Origin of the sequence: Psychrobacter maritimus (genome assembly GCF_904846345.1) — a bacterium.
Taxonomy (GTDB): domain Bacteria; phylum Pseudomonadota; class Gammaproteobacteria; order Pseudomonadales; family Moraxellaceae; genus Psychrobacter; species Psychrobacter maritimus.
Genome location: NZ_CAJHAJ010000012.1, coordinates 15,481 through 36,675, shown reverse-complemented (window position 1 = coordinate 36,675; position 21,195 = coordinate 15,481). Strand labels below are relative to the sequence as shown.

18 protein-coding genes and 1 tRNA gene are annotated in these 21,195 nt (G+C 42.9%); 7 read left to right on the top strand and 12 right to left on the bottom strand.

Annotated features, from left to right (window positions below):
• Positions 1-95: 95 nt before the first annotated feature.
• Entirely contained in the window at positions 96-740 is a 645-nt protein-coding gene (gene hisH / locus JMX50_RS12250) for an imidazole glycerol phosphate synthase subunit HisH (protein WP_201629810.1), read from the bottom strand.
• Positions 741-1,415 carry an imidazoleglycerol-phosphate dehydratase HisB gene (gene hisB, locus JMX50_RS12245; RefSeq protein WP_201620162.1) on the bottom strand — a complete coding sequence of 225 codons (675 nt, stop codon included), beginning with the start codon at positions 1,413-1,415 and terminating at the stop codon, positions 741-743.
• A 386-nt stretch (positions 1,416-1,801) separates the two neighbouring features.
• On the opposite strand from hisB, the gene JMX50_RS12240 reads away from it, so the two are divergent.
• From JMX50_RS12240 to JMX50_RS12225, 4 genes are all read left to right on the top strand, one after another.
• The gene (locus JMX50_RS12240; protein WP_201629809.1) at positions 1,802-2,224 is read left to right on the top strand and encodes a hypothetical protein; all 423 of its coding nucleotides are present in this window, start codon (positions 1,802-1,804) and stop codon (positions 2,222-2,224) included.
• 122 nt (positions 2,225-2,346) lie between these two features.
• Positions 2,347-2,422 (top strand) — tRNA-Phe (locus tag JMX50_RS12235).
• Between the two features lie 195 nt (positions 2,423-2,617).
• Complete coding sequence (locus JMX50_RS12230) at positions 2,618-3,118, top strand: DUF4385 domain-containing protein (protein WP_201629808.1); 501 nt, start codon at positions 2,618-2,620, stop codon at positions 3,116-3,118.
• Between the two features lie 101 nt (positions 3,119-3,219).
• Positions 3,220-3,909 (top strand): phosphoglycolate phosphatase, encoded by a 690-nt coding sequence (locus JMX50_RS12225; RefSeq protein ID WP_201629806.1) that lies wholly within the window; start codon positions 3,220-3,222, stop codon positions 3,907-3,909.
• Positions 3,910-3,925: 16 nt separating this feature from the next.
• Here JMX50_RS12225 and JMX50_RS12220 read toward each other — a convergent pair whose 3' ends face one another.
• A complete protein-coding gene (locus tag JMX50_RS12220; protein ID WP_201629804.1) occupies positions 3,926-5,485 on the bottom strand; it encodes a YifB family Mg chelatase-like AAA ATPase in 1,560 nt (519 codons plus the stop codon).
• A 347-nt stretch (positions 5,486-5,832) separates the two neighbouring features.
• On the opposite strand from JMX50_RS12220, the gene JMX50_RS12215 reads away from it, so the two are divergent.
• Both JMX50_RS12215 and hemN read left to right on the top strand, forming a co-directional pair.
• Positions 5,833-8,298, top strand: a complete 2,466-nt coding sequence (locus tag JMX50_RS12215; protein ID WP_201629802.1) for a penicillin acylase family protein — start codon at positions 5,833-5,835, stop codon at positions 8,296-8,298.
• Between the two features lie 183 nt (positions 8,299-8,481).
• The gene (gene hemN, locus JMX50_RS12210; RefSeq protein ID WP_227671053.1) at positions 8,482-10,026 is read left to right on the top strand and encodes an oxygen-independent coproporphyrinogen III oxidase; all 1,545 of its coding nucleotides are present in this window, start codon (positions 8,482-8,484) and stop codon (positions 10,024-10,026) included.
• A gap of 116 nt (positions 10,027-10,142) precedes the next feature.
• On the opposite strand, the gene JMX50_RS12205 is transcribed toward hemN, so the two are convergent.
• The 7 genes from JMX50_RS12205 to grpE form a co-directional block, all read right to left on the bottom strand.
• On the bottom strand, positions 10,143-11,519 hold the full coding sequence (locus JMX50_RS12205) for an esterase-like activity of phytase family protein (protein ID WP_201629800.1): 1,377 nt from the start codon (positions 11,517-11,519) through the stop codon (positions 10,143-10,145).
• A 200-nt stretch (positions 11,520-11,719) separates the two neighbouring features.
• The gene (locus tag JMX50_RS12200; RefSeq protein WP_201563875.1) at positions 11,720-12,580 is read right to left on the bottom strand and encodes an SPFH domain-containing protein; all 861 of its coding nucleotides are present in this window, start codon (positions 12,578-12,580) and stop codon (positions 11,720-11,722) included.
• Positions 12,581-12,601: 21 nt separating this feature from the next.
• A complete protein-coding gene (locus JMX50_RS12195; RefSeq protein ID WP_227671051.1) occupies positions 12,602-13,090 on the bottom strand; it encodes an NfeD family protein in 489 nt (162 codons plus the stop codon).
• Between the two features lie 164 nt (positions 13,091-13,254).
• A complete protein-coding gene (locus JMX50_RS12190; protein ID WP_201629798.1) occupies positions 13,255-13,803 on the bottom strand; it encodes a porin family protein in 549 nt (182 codons plus the stop codon).
• Between the two features lie 238 nt (positions 13,804-14,041).
• Positions 14,042-14,584 carry a porin family protein gene (locus JMX50_RS12185; RefSeq protein ID WP_201563866.1) on the bottom strand — a complete coding sequence of 181 codons (543 nt, stop codon included), beginning with the start codon at positions 14,582-14,584 and terminating at the stop codon, positions 14,042-14,044.
• A 332-nt stretch (positions 14,585-14,916) separates the two neighbouring features.
• Complete coding sequence (dnaK, locus tag JMX50_RS12180) at positions 14,917-16,860, bottom strand: molecular chaperone DnaK (RefSeq protein WP_201629796.1); 1,944 nt, start codon at positions 16,858-16,860, stop codon at positions 14,917-14,919.
• A 253-nt stretch (positions 16,861-17,113) separates the two neighbouring features.
• Positions 17,114-17,743 carry a nucleotide exchange factor GrpE gene (grpE, locus tag JMX50_RS12175; protein WP_201629788.1) on the bottom strand — a complete coding sequence of 210 codons (630 nt, stop codon included), beginning with the start codon at positions 17,741-17,743 and terminating at the stop codon, positions 17,114-17,116.
• A gap of 511 nt (positions 17,744-18,254) precedes the next feature.
• Between grpE and JMX50_RS12170 the strand changes: the two genes are divergently transcribed.
• Complete coding sequence (locus tag JMX50_RS12170) at positions 18,255-19,736, top strand: alpha/beta hydrolase (protein ID WP_201629786.1); 1,482 nt, start codon at positions 18,255-18,257, stop codon at positions 19,734-19,736.
• Between the two features lie 156 nt (positions 19,737-19,892).
• On the opposite strand, the gene JMX50_RS13230 is transcribed toward JMX50_RS12170, so the two are convergent.
• The gene (locus JMX50_RS13230; RefSeq protein ID WP_227671050.1) at positions 19,893-20,285 is read right to left on the bottom strand and encodes a hypothetical protein; all 393 of its coding nucleotides are present in this window, start codon (positions 20,283-20,285) and stop codon (positions 19,893-19,895) included.
• Positions 20,278-20,973: a metallophosphoesterase gene (locus JMX50_RS13225; protein WP_227671049.1), complete on the bottom strand. Its 696-nt coding sequence runs from the start codon at positions 20,971-20,973 to the stop codon at positions 20,278-20,280. Before JMX50_RS13225 ends, JMX50_RS13230 begins: the two co-directional genes overlap by 8 nt.
• Positions 20,974-21,195: the final 222 nt, after the last annotated feature.

The window sequence follows — 21,195 nt, the reverse complement described above, 5'->3', positions numbered from 1 at the left end:
TAAAAAAGGTAGATTATGCATTTGCTAACCTACCTTCCTGTTTAATCGAAGCTGTTTAATCAAAACGGTCCAGTCAAACATTTAAAGCATACTGGTTAAATATTCCAATCGACAAAGTTCTTTAATAGCTGTAAGCCCGCGGTGTGGCTTTTTTCTGGATGGAATTGGGTGGCAAATAAATTGTCTTGCAAAATACTGGCACAAAACGGCTGACCATAATCACAAACGGCCGCCACTTGCGCGTTATCGCTAGGCGCGCAATAATAGCTGTGCACAAAGTAAAAGTGCGCATTGTCTTCGATGCCATTCCACAATGGATGGTCAAAATCCATACCGTTAATAGTATTCCAGCCCATGTGCGGCACTTTAATGGTCGCCCCTTGCTCGTCTTTCCACGTCGGGTCAAACGCTTCTACATTGCCATCTAAGATGCCCAAACATTTTGTACCACCATTCTCAGCGGACTGCTCAAACAACGCCTGCATGCCAACACAGATGGCCATAACAGGCTTATTAAATATCGCCTGACGTATGACCTCGTCAATACCCGCATCCTGCATGCCAGCGATACAATCGCGCATCGCACCGACACCGGGGAAGAAAATCTTATCAGCCGCCGCGACCACTTTTGGGTCATTGGTAATAGAGACTTCCGCGCCTACCGCTGACAATGCCTTGCTGGCCGAGTGCAGATTACCCATGCCATAATCTAATAATGCTATTTTTGTGGCTCGACTCATCTAAAAAGCCTCTTTGGTCGATGGCAAGGTATTCAGCGCACGCTCATCATATTCGCAAGCCATACGCAGCGCACGAGCAAAGGCTTTAAAGGTAGATTCGATCTGGTGATGGCTGTTTTTGCCTTTAAGGTTATCCAAATGCACCGTCATCCATGAATGGTTGACGAAGCCATAGAAGAACTCGCTAAATAAATCGACATCGAAGTTACCAACATGCGAGCGGGTAAAAGGAATGTCCATATGTAAACCGGGACGGCCTGATAAATCAACAACCGCGCGCGTCAGTGACTCATCGAGTGGCGCGTAAAAGTGCCCGTAACGACGGATGCCTTTTTTATCGCCCAATGCTTTATTGAATGCTTGCCCAAGCGTAATACCCGTATCTTCGACACTATGGTGATCATCGATAAAGGTGTCGCCGGTACATTTGATGTCTAAGTCAAACAAACCATGACGCTTGATTTGATCAATCATATGGTCTAGAAATGGCACGCCAGTATCTACAGTTCCTTGTCCCGTTCCATCAAGATTGACGGTGCAAGTGACTTGCGTTTCAGCAGTATTACGCTCAACGGTAGCGGTACGGGCTGGGCGACCATGTAAATTTAGATTGGCAGATTGGTTTTGCCCAGTTGCATCGGCGGTATTGGTTGTCGTCGTAGAATTGGCAGTCATGGCTACTCTCTATAAATGAAAAGCGGTCAATAAAATAGGGCGAAAAAGCGCCCAAGTCATTCTTACTAGCGTCTAAAGCAAATGATAAAACAATGAATAAAAAATATAAAAAACTAAGCTAAAAATGGGTTCAATGCTTATTCAAAAAGCTTATGCATAAAAGCCAAAGTATTAGCTTTTCGCATAAAAAGCATCGTCTATCTTCATCATAGCAAACCCTAGCATTTACTGCCACGACCAAGCAGTAAACCACGCACAAAATCCTGTCATTCTGCTAAAATAGTGAGTTCAGTATTATCAATCATGAACCGCACCGACTCTACAATGCTACACTCGATGCCACGCTGTATCACCTTATAGCAACCGATTATTTATAGGAACTGATTATGCCTTTAGAAGCGATCGCCATCAACAGCTTGGATGCGCCACTGATTAAAAAGCCTGCGCGTGAAAACGAACTATCCGAGCGCCTGCATGCCTTATATGACAGCGATGAGAACCAGCCAAGTGGCGCAGAAGTACTAAATCTCGTTGAACAAGGGTTTAAGCGTGGTCAAACCCTGTATGTCGGTATGTTTAATGACAAGCCTATCGCTGCCGTTGCCTGCTTTGATGATGGACAAACGGATGCCAAGCGCTTGCAATATCTCACTGTCCATAGCCAAAATCGTGGTCGCGCTATCGATGCTAAATTTATCAAACTGGTCTATGATGCCGAAGTGAAAAAAGGCGTCCGTGAGTTTGTCCCAGTCGATGCCGATATTCATCGTATCATGAGCGAGTATGAGCTACTGCGCGTTAAGGATTAAATGTGAGGTTAAAAGCTTGAATTTGGCTTATATTTGACTATTTATGCCTTTTTATCGCATATTATGCAAAAACCACTTGACAGTAACGCCGATATTTAGTTTAATAGCGCCTCAACGAAGACGGCTCGATAGCTCAGTCGGTAGAGCAACGGATTGAAAATCCGTGTGTCGGCAGTTCGAACCTGCCTCGAGCCACCATTCGTTTAAGAATTCTAAAAAGCCCCGAACATTTATGTTTGGGGCTTTTTTTATGCTTAAAATTTTATAAACATTACAGGGATACCTATCAATAACATCTGATACCCACACTAATACATAACATTTTTAGGCTGTTTTTGAAGTGCAAATGCTCTCTATACTAAAACAACCAATTAGCTGCAAGAGGTAGAAGCCATGAGAGAGTTTGATTATGATTTGGATTATAAAAACCTAAACTTACGCGCGCAGCCTGAGCTGTATCGCGTCGGTCGCGGTGAGCAAGGCGTGTTATTGGTCGAGCCTTATAAATCCGAAATCCTGCCGCACTGGCGCTTTGCGACGCCTGATATCGCGCTTGAGAGTAGCGAAATTATTTATCAGATGTTTTTAGATTATTTAGCTGCTGATGACTTTGTCGGTGCCGATATGGCGCGCAAATTTATCCAAATGGGTTATACCCGCGCCCGCCGCTATGCCAATCATAAAGGCGGCAAAAAGTATAAGGGACCCGTGCCCAATGATAAAAAAGGCCAAAGCGGTGCGCATGGACGCGAAGAATTACCACGGCAAATTGAAGACCCTATCAAAGCAGAATCTGCGCGTATTTTTAAACAAAAATGGGATAAGTGCCGTAAAAATGAAACCTATCTAAAGATGAAAGCGGCACACCGTGAGCGCTATGAAGAGGTTAAATAATCGAGCAAAAACGCGCTTTGCATGCGCTTTAATGGCTTCTTATGCTATGGTTAAAACATGAATGTAAGAAACAGACGTGATAACCCGAAAGGCGAGAAATAATGGATAAGCAGCTTTTAATTTTTGACTTTGATGGCACATTGATTGATAGCGTACCAGATTTGGCTGATGCGACGAACGCCATGCTAACCACGCTTGGTAAAGAGACCTATCCGATTAGCACCATACGTAACTGGGTCGGTAATGGCTCAAGAATGCTGGTCGAACGCGCGTTGGTGGGTAAAATAGAAGTACTAGAAGGTGAATTAACGGTCGAGGCAGCGGATCACGCCGAGCAGGTGTTTTTTGACGCTTATAAAAATATTAGCGGTAGCAAAACCGTCGCTTATCCAGATGTCGATAGCGGCCTCAAAAGACTCAAAGCAGCGGGCTATACGCTGGCATTAGTGACCAATAAACCGATTCGTTTTGTCCCTAAAATACTGCAATCCTTTGGTTGGCAGGATCTATTTTCTGAAGTACTGGGCGGAGATAGCCTGCCCCTTAAGAAACCAAACCCCGCACCGTTATTGCATGTCTGTGAGACGTTAAATGTAACTCCAGCACAAGCGGTCATGATTGGCGATTCAAGAAACGATATCTTAGCCGGACAAAACGCCAATATGGATACGCTTGGACTGTCTTATGGTTATAACTACGGGCAAGATATTCGCGAACTCAACCCTACTGCAGCATTTGATGATTTTGCGGCATTGGTTAAATACCTTTTAAAAAAAGTAGATTATAAATAATTGAACTTCAAGTAAGTTATTTACTACGATAACTCAGCGCCTCTGACACATGAGCGCTGGTAATATCAGTACTATCCGCTAAATCAGCAATGGTACGCGCGACGCGTAGTACACGATGATAGCCACGGGCAGATAGATTAAGACGTTGCTGAGCGAGCTGTAATAACTGCTGCTCACCCTCTCCTAGCTGAATATATTTATCAATCTCGCTGGGACTCAGCTCGTTATTGACCTTTTTTTGGCGTTTTAATTGCTGCTTATGGGCAGCAGCGACCCGAATTCGCACTTGTGCCGAGGTTTCACCAGCTTGAGCATTTTGCAAATCAGCTATTGGCAGTGCGGGCACGGTAATATGCAAATCAATGCGATCAAGCAGTGGCCCTGATAGCTTATCTTGATAGCGCTTAATTTGCTCCGGTCGGCAGCGACATCGTCCTGATCCGTCGCCATCATAGCCACACGGACAAGGATTCATCGCCGCCACTAGTTGAAAATTTGCCGGAAAAGTAAGCTGTGAGTTTGCACGGCTAATGGTGATTTGCTTTGCTTCCAACGGCTGACGTAAAACTTCTAACACCGTACGGTCAAACTCTGGTAATTCGTCCAAAAATAATACGCCCTTATTGGCAAGGGTAATCTCACCAGGTTTGGGACGAGAACCACCACCGACCAAAGCAACAGCTGATATAGTATGGTGAACTTGGCGAAATGGCCGCGTACCATAATCATAGGCGCTGTCTGCTACTGAATAGGTACTGGCAACTTCTAATGCATCCTCATCACTCAAATCAGGCAAGATAGTCGGTAGGCGTGACGCCATCAAAGTCTTGCCGGAACCGGGTGGTCCTGTAAACAACAGTGAATGACCACCGGCTGCAGCAATCTCTAACGCCCGCCTAGCATGATGCTGACCTTTTACATCCGCCAAATCTACCTGATAACCAATATGCTGCTGCGCCGGACTGGGCGTGACTATCTCCAGTCTCTCAGTGATTACGCTTGGGTCAGCTAACGATTGTAAGTGGTCACAAACCGCTTTTAGGCTTTGAGCGCCTAATATCTCGACGCCTTCAACACGGCTGGCTTCCGCGCCATTATCAATCGGTACTATTAATTGACGTAATTGCTGTAACTGGCGCGGCTCTTGTTCGTCAGCTGTTGCAGACTTTGCCACTAGTGACTCTGCTTTCATTGCCCGTGCGACCGCCAAGCTACCACTTACCTGCCGCAGCTCGCCATTGAGCGCCAACTCGCCGATAAACTCAAACCCTGACAGTACTTCTGGCTCAAGTTGCCCGCTTGCCGCTAAAATACCGATGGCAATAGGCAAATCTAGCCTTGCGCCATCTTTTGGTAAGTCTGCTGGTGCTAAATTAATCGTCAGACGGCGATTAGGGAATTGAAATCCCGAATTCAAAATCGCCGAGCGCACCCTATCTTTACTTTCACGTACGGCAGCAGCAGGCAAACCGACAATGGTCAGCGCTGGCAAGCCTTGTGATAAATGCACCTCGATAATCACTTGCGGGGCATGCAGTCCGACGACTGAGCGCGTATAGACTTGGGCAAACGACATGAGCGTTTCCTAATATAGATATTTATCGATAATAGAGTATTATTAATCAGTGCGCAAATGTCGTGTTTTTATTTATTTGGTTTATTCACTAGCGTAGACGTTTGAAATTGTTATATGATTGGGAAATGCTTTTTGTTTACCTTATTCATCAAATTTCTATAGGTTTTAAGTACATTTTGATGTTTTAACTGACATCACGATTAACCATTGAAAAGCCTGACGATTAATAAACCTAAACAATAAAAAAGCATGAGCAATAAAAGGAATTTATTGATCGTTTAAAGCATGTTGAATGATTTTCTGCTCCAGCTTTAAATAATACCAATTAACCATGGATGGGTAAGCTTATGAGCATCAAAGTGCTTAATCGGCGTGTGTACACACTTACGCTATTAACGGCGGCAGTCTCGTTGGGATTGCCTGGTTGTTCGGATAGTGACAATTTTAGTAGCAATGGAAATACTAATGACACCTATGCAGTGGATATCCAGCGCACTGAGTTTGGTATCCCGCATATCACCGCTAAAGACTATAAAGGCTTGGGCTACGGTGTAGGTTATGCCTTTGCCGAAGATAATTTTTGTTCGCTAGCGCGTGAAGTTGTCGTTGCTAGAGGTGAAAGCGTGCTTTATTTAGGTGCTCAAGGTAACGAAGGAAGCGACGTTTTTTACACATGGTATAACACTCCCGCTAGGCGTGCTGAATTTCTAGCAGCGCAAGACCCTGAAACTATCGATGCGGTCACAGGCTATGCTGCAGGCTTTAGCCGTTATCTACGTGATACAGGTACGGCTAATATCGATCCTGCTTGTGCCAATGCGGAATGGGTACGTGAGATCACGCTAGATGATTTGTTGACGGTTTATGGCAAAGCCAACTTACGTGGTGGACTCTCTAACTTCGTCAGACAAATCGTAGACACAGCTCCTCCAGTGTCAGGTATCGTCATGGGTAGCTCTAGAATGAGTAGCCCTGAACCTATAGCAGAGTCGGATGAAGAATTCGACATGACGACTATCAATGTATTAGATGGCGGTAGTAACGCTTATGCCTTTGGTAGTGAAGTAACAGGTACTGATAGTGGCGTGATGTATGGCAATCCGCATGAACCATGGGAAGGCGTACAGCGTTTTTATGAGTTTCATACCACAATACCAGGTGAGCTTGACGTGATGGGTTCGGCTCAGCAAGGGCAACCTTTTATCAATATCGGCTTTAATAAAGACGTCGCTTGGAGCCATACGGTATCAACTGCTAAGCGCTTTACGCTTTATCAGCTTAGTCTAGTCAAGGGTAATCCTTTTAAATACAACTATGTCAACAGCGCAGGCATGGTTGAACAACGTGACATTGAAACGGTTCCAGTCACTATTAAGATGCCAAACAATCAAACAATGACTCGAAACATATATGTTTCACAATATGGACCAATCTTAAACGCTAAACTACTTAATCCTAATTTACCAGCATGGGGTGATGCTAATAACGTCGTTTATACTATCCGTGACGCGGCTTCTGAAAATCCAAGAGCACTTAATCAGTGGCGCAGTATGAATATGGCCACTAGCGTTGAGGATCTCGTCGATAGAATGCAAAACATTCTAGGCCTAGGGTTTGTCAATACCATTGCTACTGATCGTAACGGTAAAGCGCTTTATGCTGATATTTCAACCGTACCTAATGTCACTAGAGAAAAGTTAGCAGCTTGTAGTGCTAACGCTGGAGCTGCTCTTCCTCTCCTGATTGCCTCAGACTTACCTGCACTTAATGGTAGTACTGCTGCCTGTGAATGGGGGAATGATGCTGACTCACCGCAAGCGGGGATTTTTGGTGGTTCAAACTTACCATTCATAATACGTGATGATTATGCCCTTAATTCTAACGACAGTTATTGGCTCAGTAATGCAGAACAACCATTAACTGGATTCTCACCACTACTACAACGTAATTTAGTATCTTTCGCTGGAGTATCAACTCCTGAAGCTACTCCATTGTCATTGCGAACTCGCATGGCGTTTACGCAAATCTTGGATCGATTAGATAATAAAGATGGTTTAGGTGGTACTACTTTTAACATAAAAAATATGAAAGAAGTTGTCTATGGTAATCGTAGTTATGCGGCTGAACTGGTACTCAATGATGTAATAGATAATTGTAAAGAACTTCCTATATTACCTCTGACTGGCGGTAGTACTATCGATGCCACTCAAGCATGTAATGTCTTAGCTACTTGGGATCGTCGTAATAATCTTGATAGCAAAGGCGCTCATGTCTTTAGAAAATTTTGGACCAACCTTCGTGTTAGTGGACTTACTAATGCAGGATTCGAAACCCCTTTTAATGAGGCTGACCCTATTAATACGCCGCGTGATCTAATCATTAATGAGAACACGCGTAGAGCATTAGGTGACTCAATTGCTTACTTTAACAGTAAAGATATCGCGCTTGATGCCCCGTTAGGCAGCTTGCAATTCGTTATTGATGCAGGCAAAAATGGTGAGAAAATTCCTATGCATGGTGGTTATGGTCCTGAAGGCGTCTTCAATGTCGCAAGCTCAAGTCAAAACAGCGATGGCACTTATGGTCCAGTGACCAATGGGCCAACCTACATGCAAGCGGTGACTTTTGATGCTAAAGGTCCTGTCGTAGAGGCGCTGCTTGCCTATTCACAAGCAGGGGATAGTACGCGCCCTTATCATCGCGATCAGACGCGTCGTTATTCAGCTAAAGAGTGGATTCGTCTGCCTTTCAGCAGTAGCGAAATCTCCCAAAAAGCCGTTGGTGAAGTGATTAAATTAAGGGAAGAGTCATAGCCAAATCATTAATAGTTATAAAAAAGACTTTAGGCCAATCCTGAGGTCTTTTTTTATTCCAGATAGCAATACAACTTTATGGGTATATACGAAAACTTGCCATCCATGCCACTATAACCAATGATTTGTTATACTGCTTATTACTTAAATGGCGATTTATACAGTTAAACCGAGGAATCTCGCATGTCAGAACCATCCGATATCAATAGCGACCAAACGTCTTTCGCTCATGCTAGCGAGCAGCCGACCACGGTACGCCCTGTGACGCAGCCGGACAATCCGTATGCCAGTACCCGTGGCAGCATCACCAGTAAGCAGCTGCCAGCATTCGATGAAGAGATTATTAATAAATACAATCGTTCTGGGCCGCGCTATACCTCCTACCCGACCGCTTTAGAATTCTCACCGATGCCAGCAGGACTCGAGAGCAAAATTCTACAAGAGCGCGAAGCCCATGCGCCCTTATCGCTGTATTTTCATATTCCGTTTTGTCGGCATCTTTGCTATTACTGTGCTTGTAATAAAATCATCACCAAAAAAAATAGCGATGCCGGTGATTATTTAGAATATTTGATGGCGGAAATTAAGCATAAACGTAGCTTATTACAAACACCAGAAGACGGCAAAAAACCACTGGTCAAACAGCTGCATTTCGGTGGTGGTACGCCAACCTTTTTACAAGATAATGAGTTGGTACAACTGTGGGAATTTTTGCAGACCCAGTTTGAATTTTTGCCAGAAGACCAAGGCGATTACTCTATTGAAATCGACCCGCGCGAGCTGGGTGACGAGACATTAAAAGTACTACGTAACTTGGGTTTTAACCGCGTAAGTTTGGGCGTACAAGACTTAGATGAAAAAGTACAAATTGCCGTCAACCGTATAAATTCTGCTGAACTTATTGAAAATGTGCTTACTGAAGCGCGCGCGTTGGGCTTCCATTCTATCAACGTCGACCTGATTTACGGCTTACCGCATCAAACGCCTAAAACTTTGGATACAACGGTACGCCGCATTATTGAAATGGCGCCCGATCGCTTATCGGTATTTAACTATGCCCATCTGCCTGAGCGTTTTAAATCTCAACGCCAGATTAAAGAAGCGGACTTACCGACGCCAGCCGCCAAGCTTACGATGCTTGGCAATACCATCAATACCTTAACCGAAGCCGGTTATCAATATATTGGTATTGACCATTTTGCCAAACCTGATGATGAGCTTGCCATCGCCCAGCGCGAAGGCAAATTACATCGCAATTTTCAGGGTTATACCATCATGGGCGATTGTGATTTATTGGGCTTTGGGGTGTCGTCAATCAGTCAAATCTCTAATGCTAATAGCAGCTATATCTTACAAAACCACACCGATTTGCAGGTATATAAAGATAATATCGACGCAGCACGTAATAATCCAACCGTCATGCCCGCGGTCAATGTGATTAAAACCTCGATTAAAGATCGCTTACGTGAATACGTGATTATGAATTTACTCTGTCACGACTATATGGATTTTCGAGATATCAATCAGAAATTTGGTATCGACGCTATTACCTACTTTATCGATGAAATCCAACAGTTGGGTGAGATGCAACAGGATCGCTTGATTGATATGGATGCTGCTGGTATTCGCGTATTACCTAGAGGTCGTCTATTAGGTCGCAACGTCGCTATGGTATTTGATGAATACCTTGAGAAAAAACATAAAAACCGCTTCTCCAAGGTTATCTAAAATACACTGAGTCAATATTTAACAATAAAAAAGACCTCACTTGTATGAGGTCTTTTTTATTGTCTGTAGTAAGAATAAATAGTTAAGAATAAATAGTTACGAAAAATCACGCTACTCTATTCAGTCGGCATGACGATATATAAGCGATTGGCATCTTCAATGGTTTTATCTTTATCGAGATACTTTTGCTCAACCGTGCTTTTTGGGTTGATGACCTCTGAATCAGTCATGGCAAAATCATCATCATTAAGCAAACCTAATGAGCCATCTTGCCGTAACCATAAGCCTTCAAGCTTATCATGCGGATAATCTAAAGTAGCTAACACATCGACAACCAAGGCTTTTTTAACAGGCGTAATGTTTATGTTTTCAAGCATTTGCCAGTTTTTTTCGTCTACTGCAATCAACTGCTCAAGCGTTTGTCCATTGACTAGCAAGCCAAGCGTTTCATCTTGCTTAACATTCTCATCATTTAAAATAGTTTCGATATCTGTTGCTTGCGCGATATCTATTTTGTAGATTAGTTTTTGCGCTGACTTATCTTGTAGCGGGAACTTGCGATCATGTTCAATCAGATAAAACTCATGACTACTTAAGGCCGCGATGCCAGAAGTCACGTGCTCCGCTTTATCTAATCGATATAGATACTGGGCTATTTGTCCCGAAACCAAATTGATCGTCACCATACGCACCAAAGAAGACAAACGCCCTGACTTATCAGGATTGTCCATAGAGGACTCCATGATACCGACCAGTGTTGTTTGGTCTGGCGTCATCGTCAATGCTTCCATACCACGATTGGCACGACGCTTGGTAAATTCTGTCGGTAACAGAACCTGCTTACCATTGATAATTACATTATTACGCTCATCATTGGCAAAAGCATTGATACGGGCTATCTCTATCCCATTGGCATCATAATGCACAAGGTGTGGGCCATATTCATCACTGACCCAAAAACTACCATCTTGCAGCGCCGCTAGCCCTTCAGGATCTAAACCATTGATATCGGTTTTAATCGGATTGGTCACCGCATCAAAAGGTAAATTTGGGTTAACGGTCATCGGCTGACCATTGACGTCATAAGGTACTTCATTGGTGCCGCCCAGTGCCTTTGGATTCGGTAACCCAGAGATGGGATTGCCTTGCCTGTCTTTCAGCAGCAGCTCTTTTACTTTGATAATTTTGCCGCCAGCTTGCAATTCAAACAACCCAATAGACGGCGTATAATTTGGCACAAGAAACTGCTTACCCTTACCAGCAATCCCATCAAAATCGGCATTAGGACCACGATCGGTAAGGGCATAAAATTGATTGGCATTGGTTGGATGTGCCGCCGCATCTGAACCGTAGCCGCCGCCACGAATCTCTACTTTCTGCTCAGGATAAGCGGCATTAATATGCGTCGCATCAAGTACGGTATAAGGCAATGGGCTACCTTGCGCAAATTCATTTATAGCAATAATTACAGCATTTATATCTTTCGTGGTCATTATTATTTTCCTTATACATTTATTTTATAGGCGTATTTTTATTATTAAACAACAAAAATATCGTACGCTAAAAAATCACTGACATGATTACGGACAAATTAAAGTTAAAAAAATAGCCAGCACGTAAAACGCTCACTGACTATTTTTACTCGTTGGCTACTTTTAAGAGTTACTTCTATAACAGCTTAAAACATGTTTGATTAAACCTTAAGCTTATCGCCAACCATGCCTTTAATAGTGCTTAAAATATCAGCGGGTAATACCACCATTTTTGCGTTATCCGATTCTGCTAACTGGCGAATCGACTTAATATATTGCTCACCCAATAGGTACACAATCGGCATTTCTTCTTTGCCCATCGCCGCCGTAATAAGGCGAATAGACTCTTCTGAACCTTTCGCCAATACCACTTGCGCTTCAGCATCACGGCGTGAGGCTTCCAAACGACCATCAGCCTCTAAGATAGCCGCTTGCTTTTGACCATCAGCACGGGTCACGGTCGCACGACGTAAACGCTCTGCCGCCGCTTGTTCTTCCATTGACGCTTGCATGGTCTGCGAAGGGTTAATATCTTGGATTTCTACCGTTTTCAGGGTAATACCCCAATCAGCAATATCTTCTGAGATGGCGTGTTTTAGCTTAGTTTTGATTTCATCACGGCTTGATAAAGCGCTGTCCAAATCCATCTCACCAATGATTGAGCGCAAAGACGTCTGTACCAAATTACGAATACCGTATTCATAATCCTCGATACCATAAACGGCTTTATCAGGACGGACAATATTAATATAAGCAACAGCGTTGGCGATAATTACCACGTTATCTCGGGTAATAACTTCTTGTGAGGGAATATCAAGCACGATGTCTTTGGTTGTGACTTTATAAGCGACATTATCAACATAAGGAATAATAATATTGAGTCCCGGCTCTAAGGTTTGGCTATATTTACCCAGTCTCTGCACCACCCACTTATACCCTTGTGGGACAATGCGCACCCCTTTAAACACTGTAAATACCACCAATGCAATCAATACCACCATCACAATACTAAAACTTTCCATGTTCCACCCCTATTATTCTGCTTAACTATTTTTATTAATGACCGCTTGCGAGGTCATCGTACTGACAATCAGCTCATTACCGACGATATCTGTCACTATCACCCGATCACCAACCGCTACTTGCTCGCCTCTGGTACGGCACATCCACTCAGCAGCACCAACGATAGGCACGCTAAAACGTACCATACCAGCTCTCTCAGGTTGCGGCGCGACGATAATCATACCAGTCTCACCGATAATCACACTGCCGCCCAATCCCGCTTTGGTGCGATCGACAGACAAGGGTTTGATAAATTTAAACCACGCTACTAAAAAGATAGCCGAAAGTACCAACCAAATAATGATTTGGACGGAGACAGGGATAGGTATTAACCATAAGAGGGCGGCAACGATAATAGCGGCTGCCCCAAACCAAAGGCTGGCAAACGTCGGCACAAACATCTCGACGATCAGCAGCACAAAGCCTAATACGAGCCAGTGCCAAGGTTGAATCATCCAAAGCATTTCCATTATTGTCATATTCCCTATTCTTGCCAATCTAGCTTTCAATGTAGCACATTTTGTTATCAAACAGCGCCTTAAAAGTTATACGCATAAAAAAACGACCACCGAAGTGATCGTTTTTTATTTATTTAACTGATTTAACTTTAAAAATCTCAAACTCTAAACTCATACTAGAATTTGAAATGTGCACCAACAGTTAATAGCGCAATATCTTCAGCAACATAGTCATATTCAGCTTCAAGGCTCATGTTAGGGTTAAAGTTATAACCTAAACCGATACCACCAGCAAGACCGCTGTCGCTATCACTTTCGTTAACAGAGCCTCCTAAAACATTGCTGGCAGAAACATCAATCTCAGCTTTAGCAAATCCCAGTTTACCTTTAGCGTATAGACCAGTATTAGGGAATTGATAACGGTAGGTGCCGTAGGCGCCATAAGTTTTAAGGTTGTATTCAGCATTAACACCCCTAACACCCGTCTCAATATCAGTGTCACTAGAGCCTACATACTCAATTTCGGCACCAAAGTTAGGATCAAAGTTATAACCCGCATAAATACCGTAAGCAGTAGGATCATCTAAACCATCAGTATCTACCAGAAACTTACCAACTTTAACACCAACATACGGCTGACCTGCATAATTAACTGCTGCTTGAGCACTCACACTCAGTAAAGAACCAACTGATAATGCGATCAAAGCTTTTTGTAAAGTATTCATATATGTTCCTGTTAAATAAACTAAAATGCAGTCTGGATGGGTATTACAAGGCGTACAAATTAGTTAGACTATTGTTGAACGCGCAATACTAACAGAACAATTTTAGTAATGCTCGTTTTTTTAATGACGCTTACAGCACTTTTTCTTTTCGCATAAAAAAACGACCACCGAAGTGATCGTTTTTTATTTTACTAACTATTCAAGCTATTGCTAATTAAAGAACTTAAGATTCAAATAATTAGAATTTAAGTTGTGCACCAACGGTCATAAGATCAGCATCACTACCTAATTTGTCATACTCAGCTTCAACGCTGAAGTTAGGGTTCACTGAATATCCAAGACCTACACCACCAGCTAGACTAGTATCGCTATCTGAGTAGGTGTTACGACTGCTATTACTACTTAAATAGTTACCTTCTACCTTAGTTTTAGCCACACCTAACTTACCTTTGGCATATAAACCAGTGTTAGGGAACTGATAGCGATAAGTACCGTATGCGCCATAAGACTTAGCGTCGATATCACCGTTATAGTAATCAGCGTCATCTGAACCTACGTATTCAGCTTCAATACCGAAGTTAGGATCAAAGTTATAACCGCCGTATACGCCATAAGCTGTTGGCTTATCAGCACCGTCTACGTCTAAGTCAAATTGACCAACTTTTACGCCGACGTATGGTTGACCAGTATAGCCGTTACCATAAGATACAGCTGCTTGCGCACCCATGCTTACTAAAGAACCAGCGGCTAGTGCAAGTAGAGTTTTTTGTAGAGTTTTCATATGTAGCTCCTTAAAATCAATTTGGACAAACAAGTTATTTATTTATGTGGGCTTTTTTAGCCATATCGCCTTGTTTGCTAACGATGTATACATAGTAACAAACTATGTCAAAGACTCTGTCAGTGTTTAATGGTAAGAAAGTTAAGTTTTGCAAGTGTTTGTCAGCACTCGGGTTACAAAGGCTGATATATGAAATCTTTTGTTACAACCATCAGTTTTGGGTAATACTTCCTACTCATTAGCCCGAGCTAAGTTTGCAAAATAAAAGAACGCACCTCGAAAGGTGCGTTCTTTATGATAAATCAGACGTCAGTTTTAGCTCTTAATATGGCTTATTTTTTGTCTTCGTCTACTTCAGTAAACTCAGCATCGACGACGTCGTCATCAGCTTGGCTGCTGTTGCCAGCATTATCCGCACCTTGTTGGAACTGGTTTGGATCCATACCTTCTGCGCCTGCACCACTATCTGCATAAATCTTTTGGCTAACTGGCAAGAAGGCATTGTCTAACGCTTCAAGCTTGGTTTTGATTTCGTCATGATCGTCTTCTTTAGCAGCTGCTTCAAGCTCAGAGATAGCCGTTTCTACTGTTGATTTTTCATCTTCAGTCACTTTATCTTCGGCGTCTTTCAGTGCTTTTTGTACCGCATGGATACGACCATCTGCTTCGTTACGAACTTGTGCTAAGTTAGCGAATTTCTCGTCTTCAGCAGCGTTCGCTTCGGCATCACGCACCATTTGTTCGACTTCTTCGTCCGACAAACCAGAATCCGCTTTAATTTGGATACTTTGTGCTTTACCAGTACCTTTATCTTTCGCTGAGATATTCATGATACCGTCAGCGTTGATGTCAAAAGTCACTTCGATTTGTGGTAGACCACGTGGTGCTGGTGGAATATCGGTCAAGTCAAAACGGCCAAGCTGTTTATTTTGGTTAGCGATTTTACGCTCACCTTGATAAACCTGAATGGTGACTGCTGGTTGGTTGTCTTCTGCCGTTGAGAATACCTGTGATTTCTTAGTCGGAATCATGGTATTTTTCTCAATGATTGGCGTCATAACACCGCCCATTGTTTCGATACCTAGCGTCAATGGCGTTACGTCAAGCAATAGGACGTCAGTTTTGTCACCAGACAATACCGCACCTTGAATCGCAGCACCAGCGGCAACTGCTTCGTCAGGGTTAACGTCTTTACGTGGCTCTTGACCGAAGAACTCTTGTACTTTTTGCTGTACCAGAGGCATACGAGTCTGACCACCTACCAAGATAACGTCATCGACATCGCCGATTTTTAGACCAGCATCTTCTAGAGCTGTTTTACAAGGACCCATGGTACGTTGTACCAATTCTTCCGTTAAGCTCTCAAGTTTTGAGCGGCTGATAGTGACAACCAAATGCTTAGGACCACTGCTATCGGCAGTGATATATGGCAAGTTCACTTCCGTGCTTTGGGCACTTGATAGCTCAATTTTCGCTTTTTCTGCCGCTTCTTTGAGACGCTGCATCGCAAGAGAGTCACCTTTTAGGTTGACGTCTTGGTCTTTTTTGAATTCGGCTACTAAAAAGTCAATTAGCGCTGAGTCAAAGTCTTCACCACCAAGGAATGTATCACCGTTGGTTGCTAGTACTTCAAATTGCTGTTCGCCATCGACATCAGCGATTTCGATGATTGATACGTCAAAAGTACCACCACCCAAGTCATATACAGCAACGGTGCTATCGCCTTGCTTTTTATCCATACCATAAGCAAGTGCTGCAGCGGTTGGCTCGTTGATAATACGTTTTACATCAAGACCCGCAATTTTACCGGCGTCTTTGGTTGCTTGACGCTGTGAGTCATTAAAGTAAGCTGGGACAGTAACAACGGCTTCGGTAACTGCTTCACCAAGATAGTCTTCGGCTGTTTTTTTCATTTTTTTCAAGATTTCAGCAGAAACCTGTGGTGGCGCTAATTTTTTACCGTTGATTTCTACCCACGCATCACCGTTATCAGCTTTGGCGATTTTATAAGGCACCATACCGATGTCTTTTTGCACGACTTTATCATCAAAACGACGACCAATCAGACGCTTAATGGCAAATAGGGTGTTGTTTGGGTTGGTGACCGCTTGACGCTTCGCTGACTGACCAACAAGGATCTCGTCATCTTTATAAGCGACAATCGATGGCGTGGTACGTGTACCTTCAGCGTTTTCGATGATTTTAACTTTATCACCTTCCATCACTGCCACACATGAGTTAGTTGTACCTAAATCAATACCAATTACTTTACCCATAATTAATTGCTCCTAATTTATTTTTAAATAAAAATATCTATATCATCAGACCCTAGATTATGAAAACTATCGACATCTAATCGGTCACTTGTTGCTTTATATCGGTTTAAGGCTTCGTTTTTTCAAGTCAATCCACAGCTAAATATTGCCTTTTGTGTGATTTTTTGTGTAAAACCCCATTAATAATAGGGTTTAGCACAATTAAAGACTTATTTTTTAAATACTAACACCTTAAACCTTCTATATTTGATTGCTACTGACCAACGCGTACCATCGCTGGGCGCAACAGACGACCGTTTAAGCTATAGCCTTTTTGCAAGACCGTACCTACTGTATCGGCTGGCGCATCGGCATCGATACCGACCGCTTCATGCAAATCAGCGTTAAATTTCTCGCCTTGAGGCTCGACGACTTCAACGCCATTTTTATTCAACACGTCTAACAACGCTTTATGAGTCAATCTTACCCCTTCGGTAACAGGGTCATCTGCATGAGCGTTTTCGATAGCGCGCTCTAAATTATCGACTACTTCTAATAGCTCTTTGGCGAATTTCTGCAGCGCAAATCTTTTGCTTTTATCGGCTTCTTGCTCCATGCGTTTTTGCGCGTTATACGCTTCGGCATTGGCGCGAGCGGTGCCTTCTTTGGCTTGCTTGACTTCGCTTTCTAGCTCAGCGATACGCGCTTTAAACGTATCTAAATCGATATCGTTTGCAATCGTGCTCTCTGCACCTGAATTATTTTGTGGATCAAATTCTTGCAAGGTTTCATTTAAAATACTGTCGTCGTGTTCGACATTATCGTGCGAAACGTTGTCGTGTGAGACGTTGTCATGTGACATATTTTGCTCATTAGATTCGTGGTTATTATTCTGCTCGCTCATGATAGCTCCTTAATAGGGATATAATTATTAATGGGGTTGTTAACATAATAATGATGGATTGAAAAACGCAATAAAGCGGCTACTGACTAGCTAGCCAAACTGTGTTCTTCTCCATTGCTTACTTAATAGGTTTATCGGCTTTTAACAATCATCTAGCCGTTATCACTCACTTTTTTATCAATCACGGATTTTTAGCAATCGCTTTTTTAACCTCTTCTGATAGCTGCTTGATAAAGGTGATGAGGGCAAATTTCAAGCCTAATCTGAGGAATTTTTCTCGATATCCATTAATGTTGGGATAATACTTATCAACTATGCCCTAAAATTACCGCATTGCCTTTACGCTTATTGTCAATAAGTGGTTAATTTCGCTAACAAAACCAACAGAACACCGTCAGTTATTCCAAATAAATTACTATTCACTCCTAAACCATTACCAAAGAATACTCAACTTTATTTCCACTTATCATATGATGGCTGCAAATATTATCTATCATTTATAGGAGGTGTTATGCCTAATTCAACAGTATTATCAATCAACACCTTACTTAATAAAGCAATGAGGTCACTTAACCTAACCGCTTTGGCTCAAGAAAAGCCTGAAAGTTTATGTGATAGTGCATCAAGTAGCTCATTAAAAAGTCGTAAACCAGAAAACTTACCGACTTTGCCAATAAAGAATGCAGAGATTGCAACCAGCGCTGATGATAAGCCATTATCCATCAAAGATAAGGTGCTTTATCATAACCTAATGACCAGCTATCAGCCGCACCTACTGCATTACGCTATGAAAGGCATCGGCTGCTTACCAGAGTCAGTATTAGAAAGCTTGGTCGGCTATTTGGATGGACCGACCGCTAAGCAATACGAACACGTTGATGCCCATTTACGCTTAATCCTTGCAGTCAATAGCAAGCTTAAAACGCCATTACACCTTGTAGACATGGTCGAATTGCGCAAACGCTTTGCGACCGACGTCGTTGCGATGCAAGCGCCAAACGTTTGGCAACAGCCAAGCTCTACCTTATTTAGCAGTATTAAACCCTTTACCAAAAAAGATGGCCCTACCGTAGAGTGGGAAGACAAAACCATTGCCAATGCTGATGATGGTGACATGACCATTCGTTGCTATCAAAAACAAGTAAGTGCAACAGGCTTTGGCTTTAAAAAGAAACCGAAACGTAATCCTGATGAAACCGTGATGCTGTTTTTTCATGGTGGCGGATTTTGTATCGGTGATGTCGACACCCATCATGAATTCTGTCATGCCGTCTGTGAGCAAACGGGCTGGCCGGTGGTTAGTGTTGATTATCGTCTAGCACCTGAATATCCTGCACCGACAGCGCTACGAGATTGTATTGCTGCTTATGGATGGTTGGCTGAAAATTGCCAAGCATTTGGCGCTTTGCCTTCGCGTATTGTACTGGCAGGTGATAGTGCGGGCGGCGGGCTATCAACCATGGTTGCTCAACAAGTCATCACCCCAACGGCAGAAGCATGGCAAGATTTGGGCATTAATGGGCAAAAAACTTTTGAGATATTGCAGCGCGTGCCATCGCCAATGGCGCAAATACCTCTGTATCCTGTGACGGATGTTGAAAATGATTATCCTAGCTGGGAGTTATATGGCGAGGGTTTACTATTAGATCATGCCGATGTGGCGGTATTCGACGCCGCGTGTTTGGAAAACAGCCCGTTACCGCGCCAGCATATCTTGACCTCACCTATGCTCGGTGACAATAGCCATATCTGCCCTACTTATATCGTCGCGGCCGAATTAGATGTTTTGCGTGATGAAGCTTTTGCTTATGCTAAGCAGTTAGAAAGCCATGGTGTTGCGGTCAAAACCTATACTGTCTATGGCGCACCGCATGGATTTATCCATTTTATGAGCGTCCATCAAGGGCTTGGACAAGAGACGCGTCATATTATTAATGGTTTTTCTAGCTTTGTACGTGAGGTCATCAGCACCCAAGAGTTAGTGGCTGCATGAATAGCTGAATAATGGCTGTGGGTTACGAGCTAAATACGGGTAGCTATTAAAACAAGCTAAAAGCTAGCATTAACTGACAATTGGAAAAAGATAGATAAAAAAGCACGGATAACCATAACGGCTAGTTACTATGAATCAGTTACTATGAATCAGCTACTATGAATAAGCTTGACCTGTCAAAGTAATTAGCCAAATCTCAGAACGCGTACCCAATCTAAATGGCACCGCGCCGATACCATAACCTGAAGTCACCAAAAACTGCGTGCCTTCTAGTTGTTTGGCGCCATAAACCAGTGGCGTGAACCATTTTAGCAATGTCGTTAAAGGAAATATCTGCCCACCATGGGTATGCCCTGATAAATGTAAATCAATGGGCAAACCTTTGATTTGTGCTAAATCGGCAGGGCTATGCTCTAAAAATATCACCGGTTTATCCGCCCTCACTTCACTAAGTAAATCTGTGGCGGCAGGGCGTGCAGGATCGGTTTCATCCGAACGCCCTATCAGCAAGACTGAGTCATCCAACCAGACACTTTTATTATCAATCACTTGAATACCTGCCCGCTCGACTGCTATTAGCAATAGCAACTTGATTACCTGAATAATCGTGATTACCCAAAGTAGCATAGACACCGAGTGGCGCTCTTAGTTTTGATAAATGCTCATGCATATTGGTATTGTCATAAGCAGCCGTGGAATCGTTCATGACATCGCCCGCGATAACCACCACATCTGGACTTTGGGCATCTATCAGCTTGACCATCTTATCTATCTGCCGATTGCCAAACCATCTACCCAAATGAGTATCAGACACCAAAGCTATCTGCATTGGTTTATTGAGTGGCTTATCTGTCGTTACTTCCAAGTGATGTACGACAGGCGAATAAGCATTAAATACTGCTAAACCCACAAGACCAGCATAAACCACAGCAGCAACGGCTCTCATGATAATTGGATGGTATTTTTTCTTCAGGATATAGACATAAACTAGGGTAATGACAGCGGTTATTAAGCCTGCATAGAACATAAAACCTTGTAAAATACTGACAACCAAGTAGACATGGAAGCGCTCGTGCCAAAACTCACTCAGTCCGTAAATAAGAAAAGCATTATTAATGACAAAAACGCTTAAGACTAAAGCTGTCTTAGCCAAGCGCCGTTTCGGTTTGATGAACCAGTACAATATCTCGCTACTCATCATCGCGAGCAGCTGGGTAAGGATGATAAAAAGCCACATAATAAAATTGAATCAGACAAAGACCGGCTTATAGTACGCCAATATTCTTACCTGTTATAGACAGCATCATTTTTTATTGAAACTGTATAAAGGTTTTAAAAGAAATCACAGTTATACAAAACGTTTATCGAAAAGTCAGCTTATTTTAAGGCGCAGATTGTTTCACATGAAACAATCCATTATGTAAGTTGATACCCCTTACATTTAAGAGATAATTTTTTC

Bases quoted from the DNA above. Each gene is read 5' to 3' on its own strand.
- hisH (WP_201629810.1), bottom strand. From the start codon at position 740: ATGAGTCGAGCCACAAAAATAGCATTATTAGATTATGGCATGGGTAAT.
- hisB (WP_201620162.1), bottom strand. From the start codon at position 1,415: ATGACTGCCAATTCTACGACGACAACCAATACCGCCGATGCAACTGGG.
- JMX50_RS12240 (WP_201629809.1), top strand. From the start codon at position 1,802: ATGCCTTTAGAAGCGATCGCCATCAACAGCTTGGATGCGCCACTGATT.
- JMX50_RS12230 (WP_201629808.1), top strand. From the start codon at position 2,618: ATGAGAGAGTTTGATTATGATTTGGATTATAAAAACCTAAACTTACGC.
- JMX50_RS12225 (WP_201629806.1), top strand. From the start codon at position 3,220: ATGGATAAGCAGCTTTTAATTTTTGACTTTGATGGCACATTGATTGAT.
- JMX50_RS12220 (WP_201629804.1), bottom strand. From the start codon at position 5,485: ATGTCGTTTGCCCAAGTCTATACGCGCTCAGTCGTCGGACTGCATGCC.
- JMX50_RS12215 (WP_201629802.1), top strand. From the start codon at position 5,833: ATGAGCATCAAAGTGCTTAATCGGCGTGTGTACACACTTACGCTATTA.
- hemN (WP_227671053.1), top strand. From the start codon at position 8,482: ATGTCAGAACCATCCGATATCAATAGCGACCAAACGTCTTTCGCTCAT.
- JMX50_RS12205 (WP_201629800.1), bottom strand. From the start codon at position 11,519: ATGACCACGAAAGATATAAATGCTGTAATTATTGCTATAAATGAATTT.
- JMX50_RS12200 (WP_201563875.1), bottom strand. From the start codon at position 12,580: ATGGAAAGTTTTAGTATTGTGATGGTGGTATTGATTGCATTGGTGGTA.
- JMX50_RS12195 (WP_227671051.1), bottom strand. From the start codon at position 13,090: ATGGAAATGCTTTGGATGATTCAACCTTGGCACTGGCTCGTATTAGGC.
- JMX50_RS12190 (WP_201629798.1), bottom strand. From the start codon at position 13,803: ATGAATACTTTACAAAAAGCTTTGATCGCATTATCAGTTGGTTCTTTA.
- JMX50_RS12185 (WP_201563866.1), bottom strand. From the start codon at position 14,584: ATGAAAACTCTACAAAAAACTCTACTTGCACTAGCCGCTGGTTCTTTA.
- dnaK (WP_201629796.1), bottom strand. From the start codon at position 16,860: ATGGGTAAAGTAATTGGTATTGATTTAGGTACAACTAACTCATGTGTG.
- grpE (WP_201629788.1), bottom strand. From the start codon at position 17,743: ATGAGCGAGCAGAATAATAACCACGAATCTAATGAGCAAAATATGTCA.
- JMX50_RS12170 (WP_201629786.1), top strand. From the start codon at position 18,255: ATGCCTAATTCAACAGTATTATCAATCAACACCTTACTTAATAAAGCA.
- JMX50_RS13225 (WP_227671049.1), bottom strand. From the start codon at position 20,973: ATGTGGCTTTTTATCATCCTTACCCAGCTGCTCGCGATGATGAGTAGC.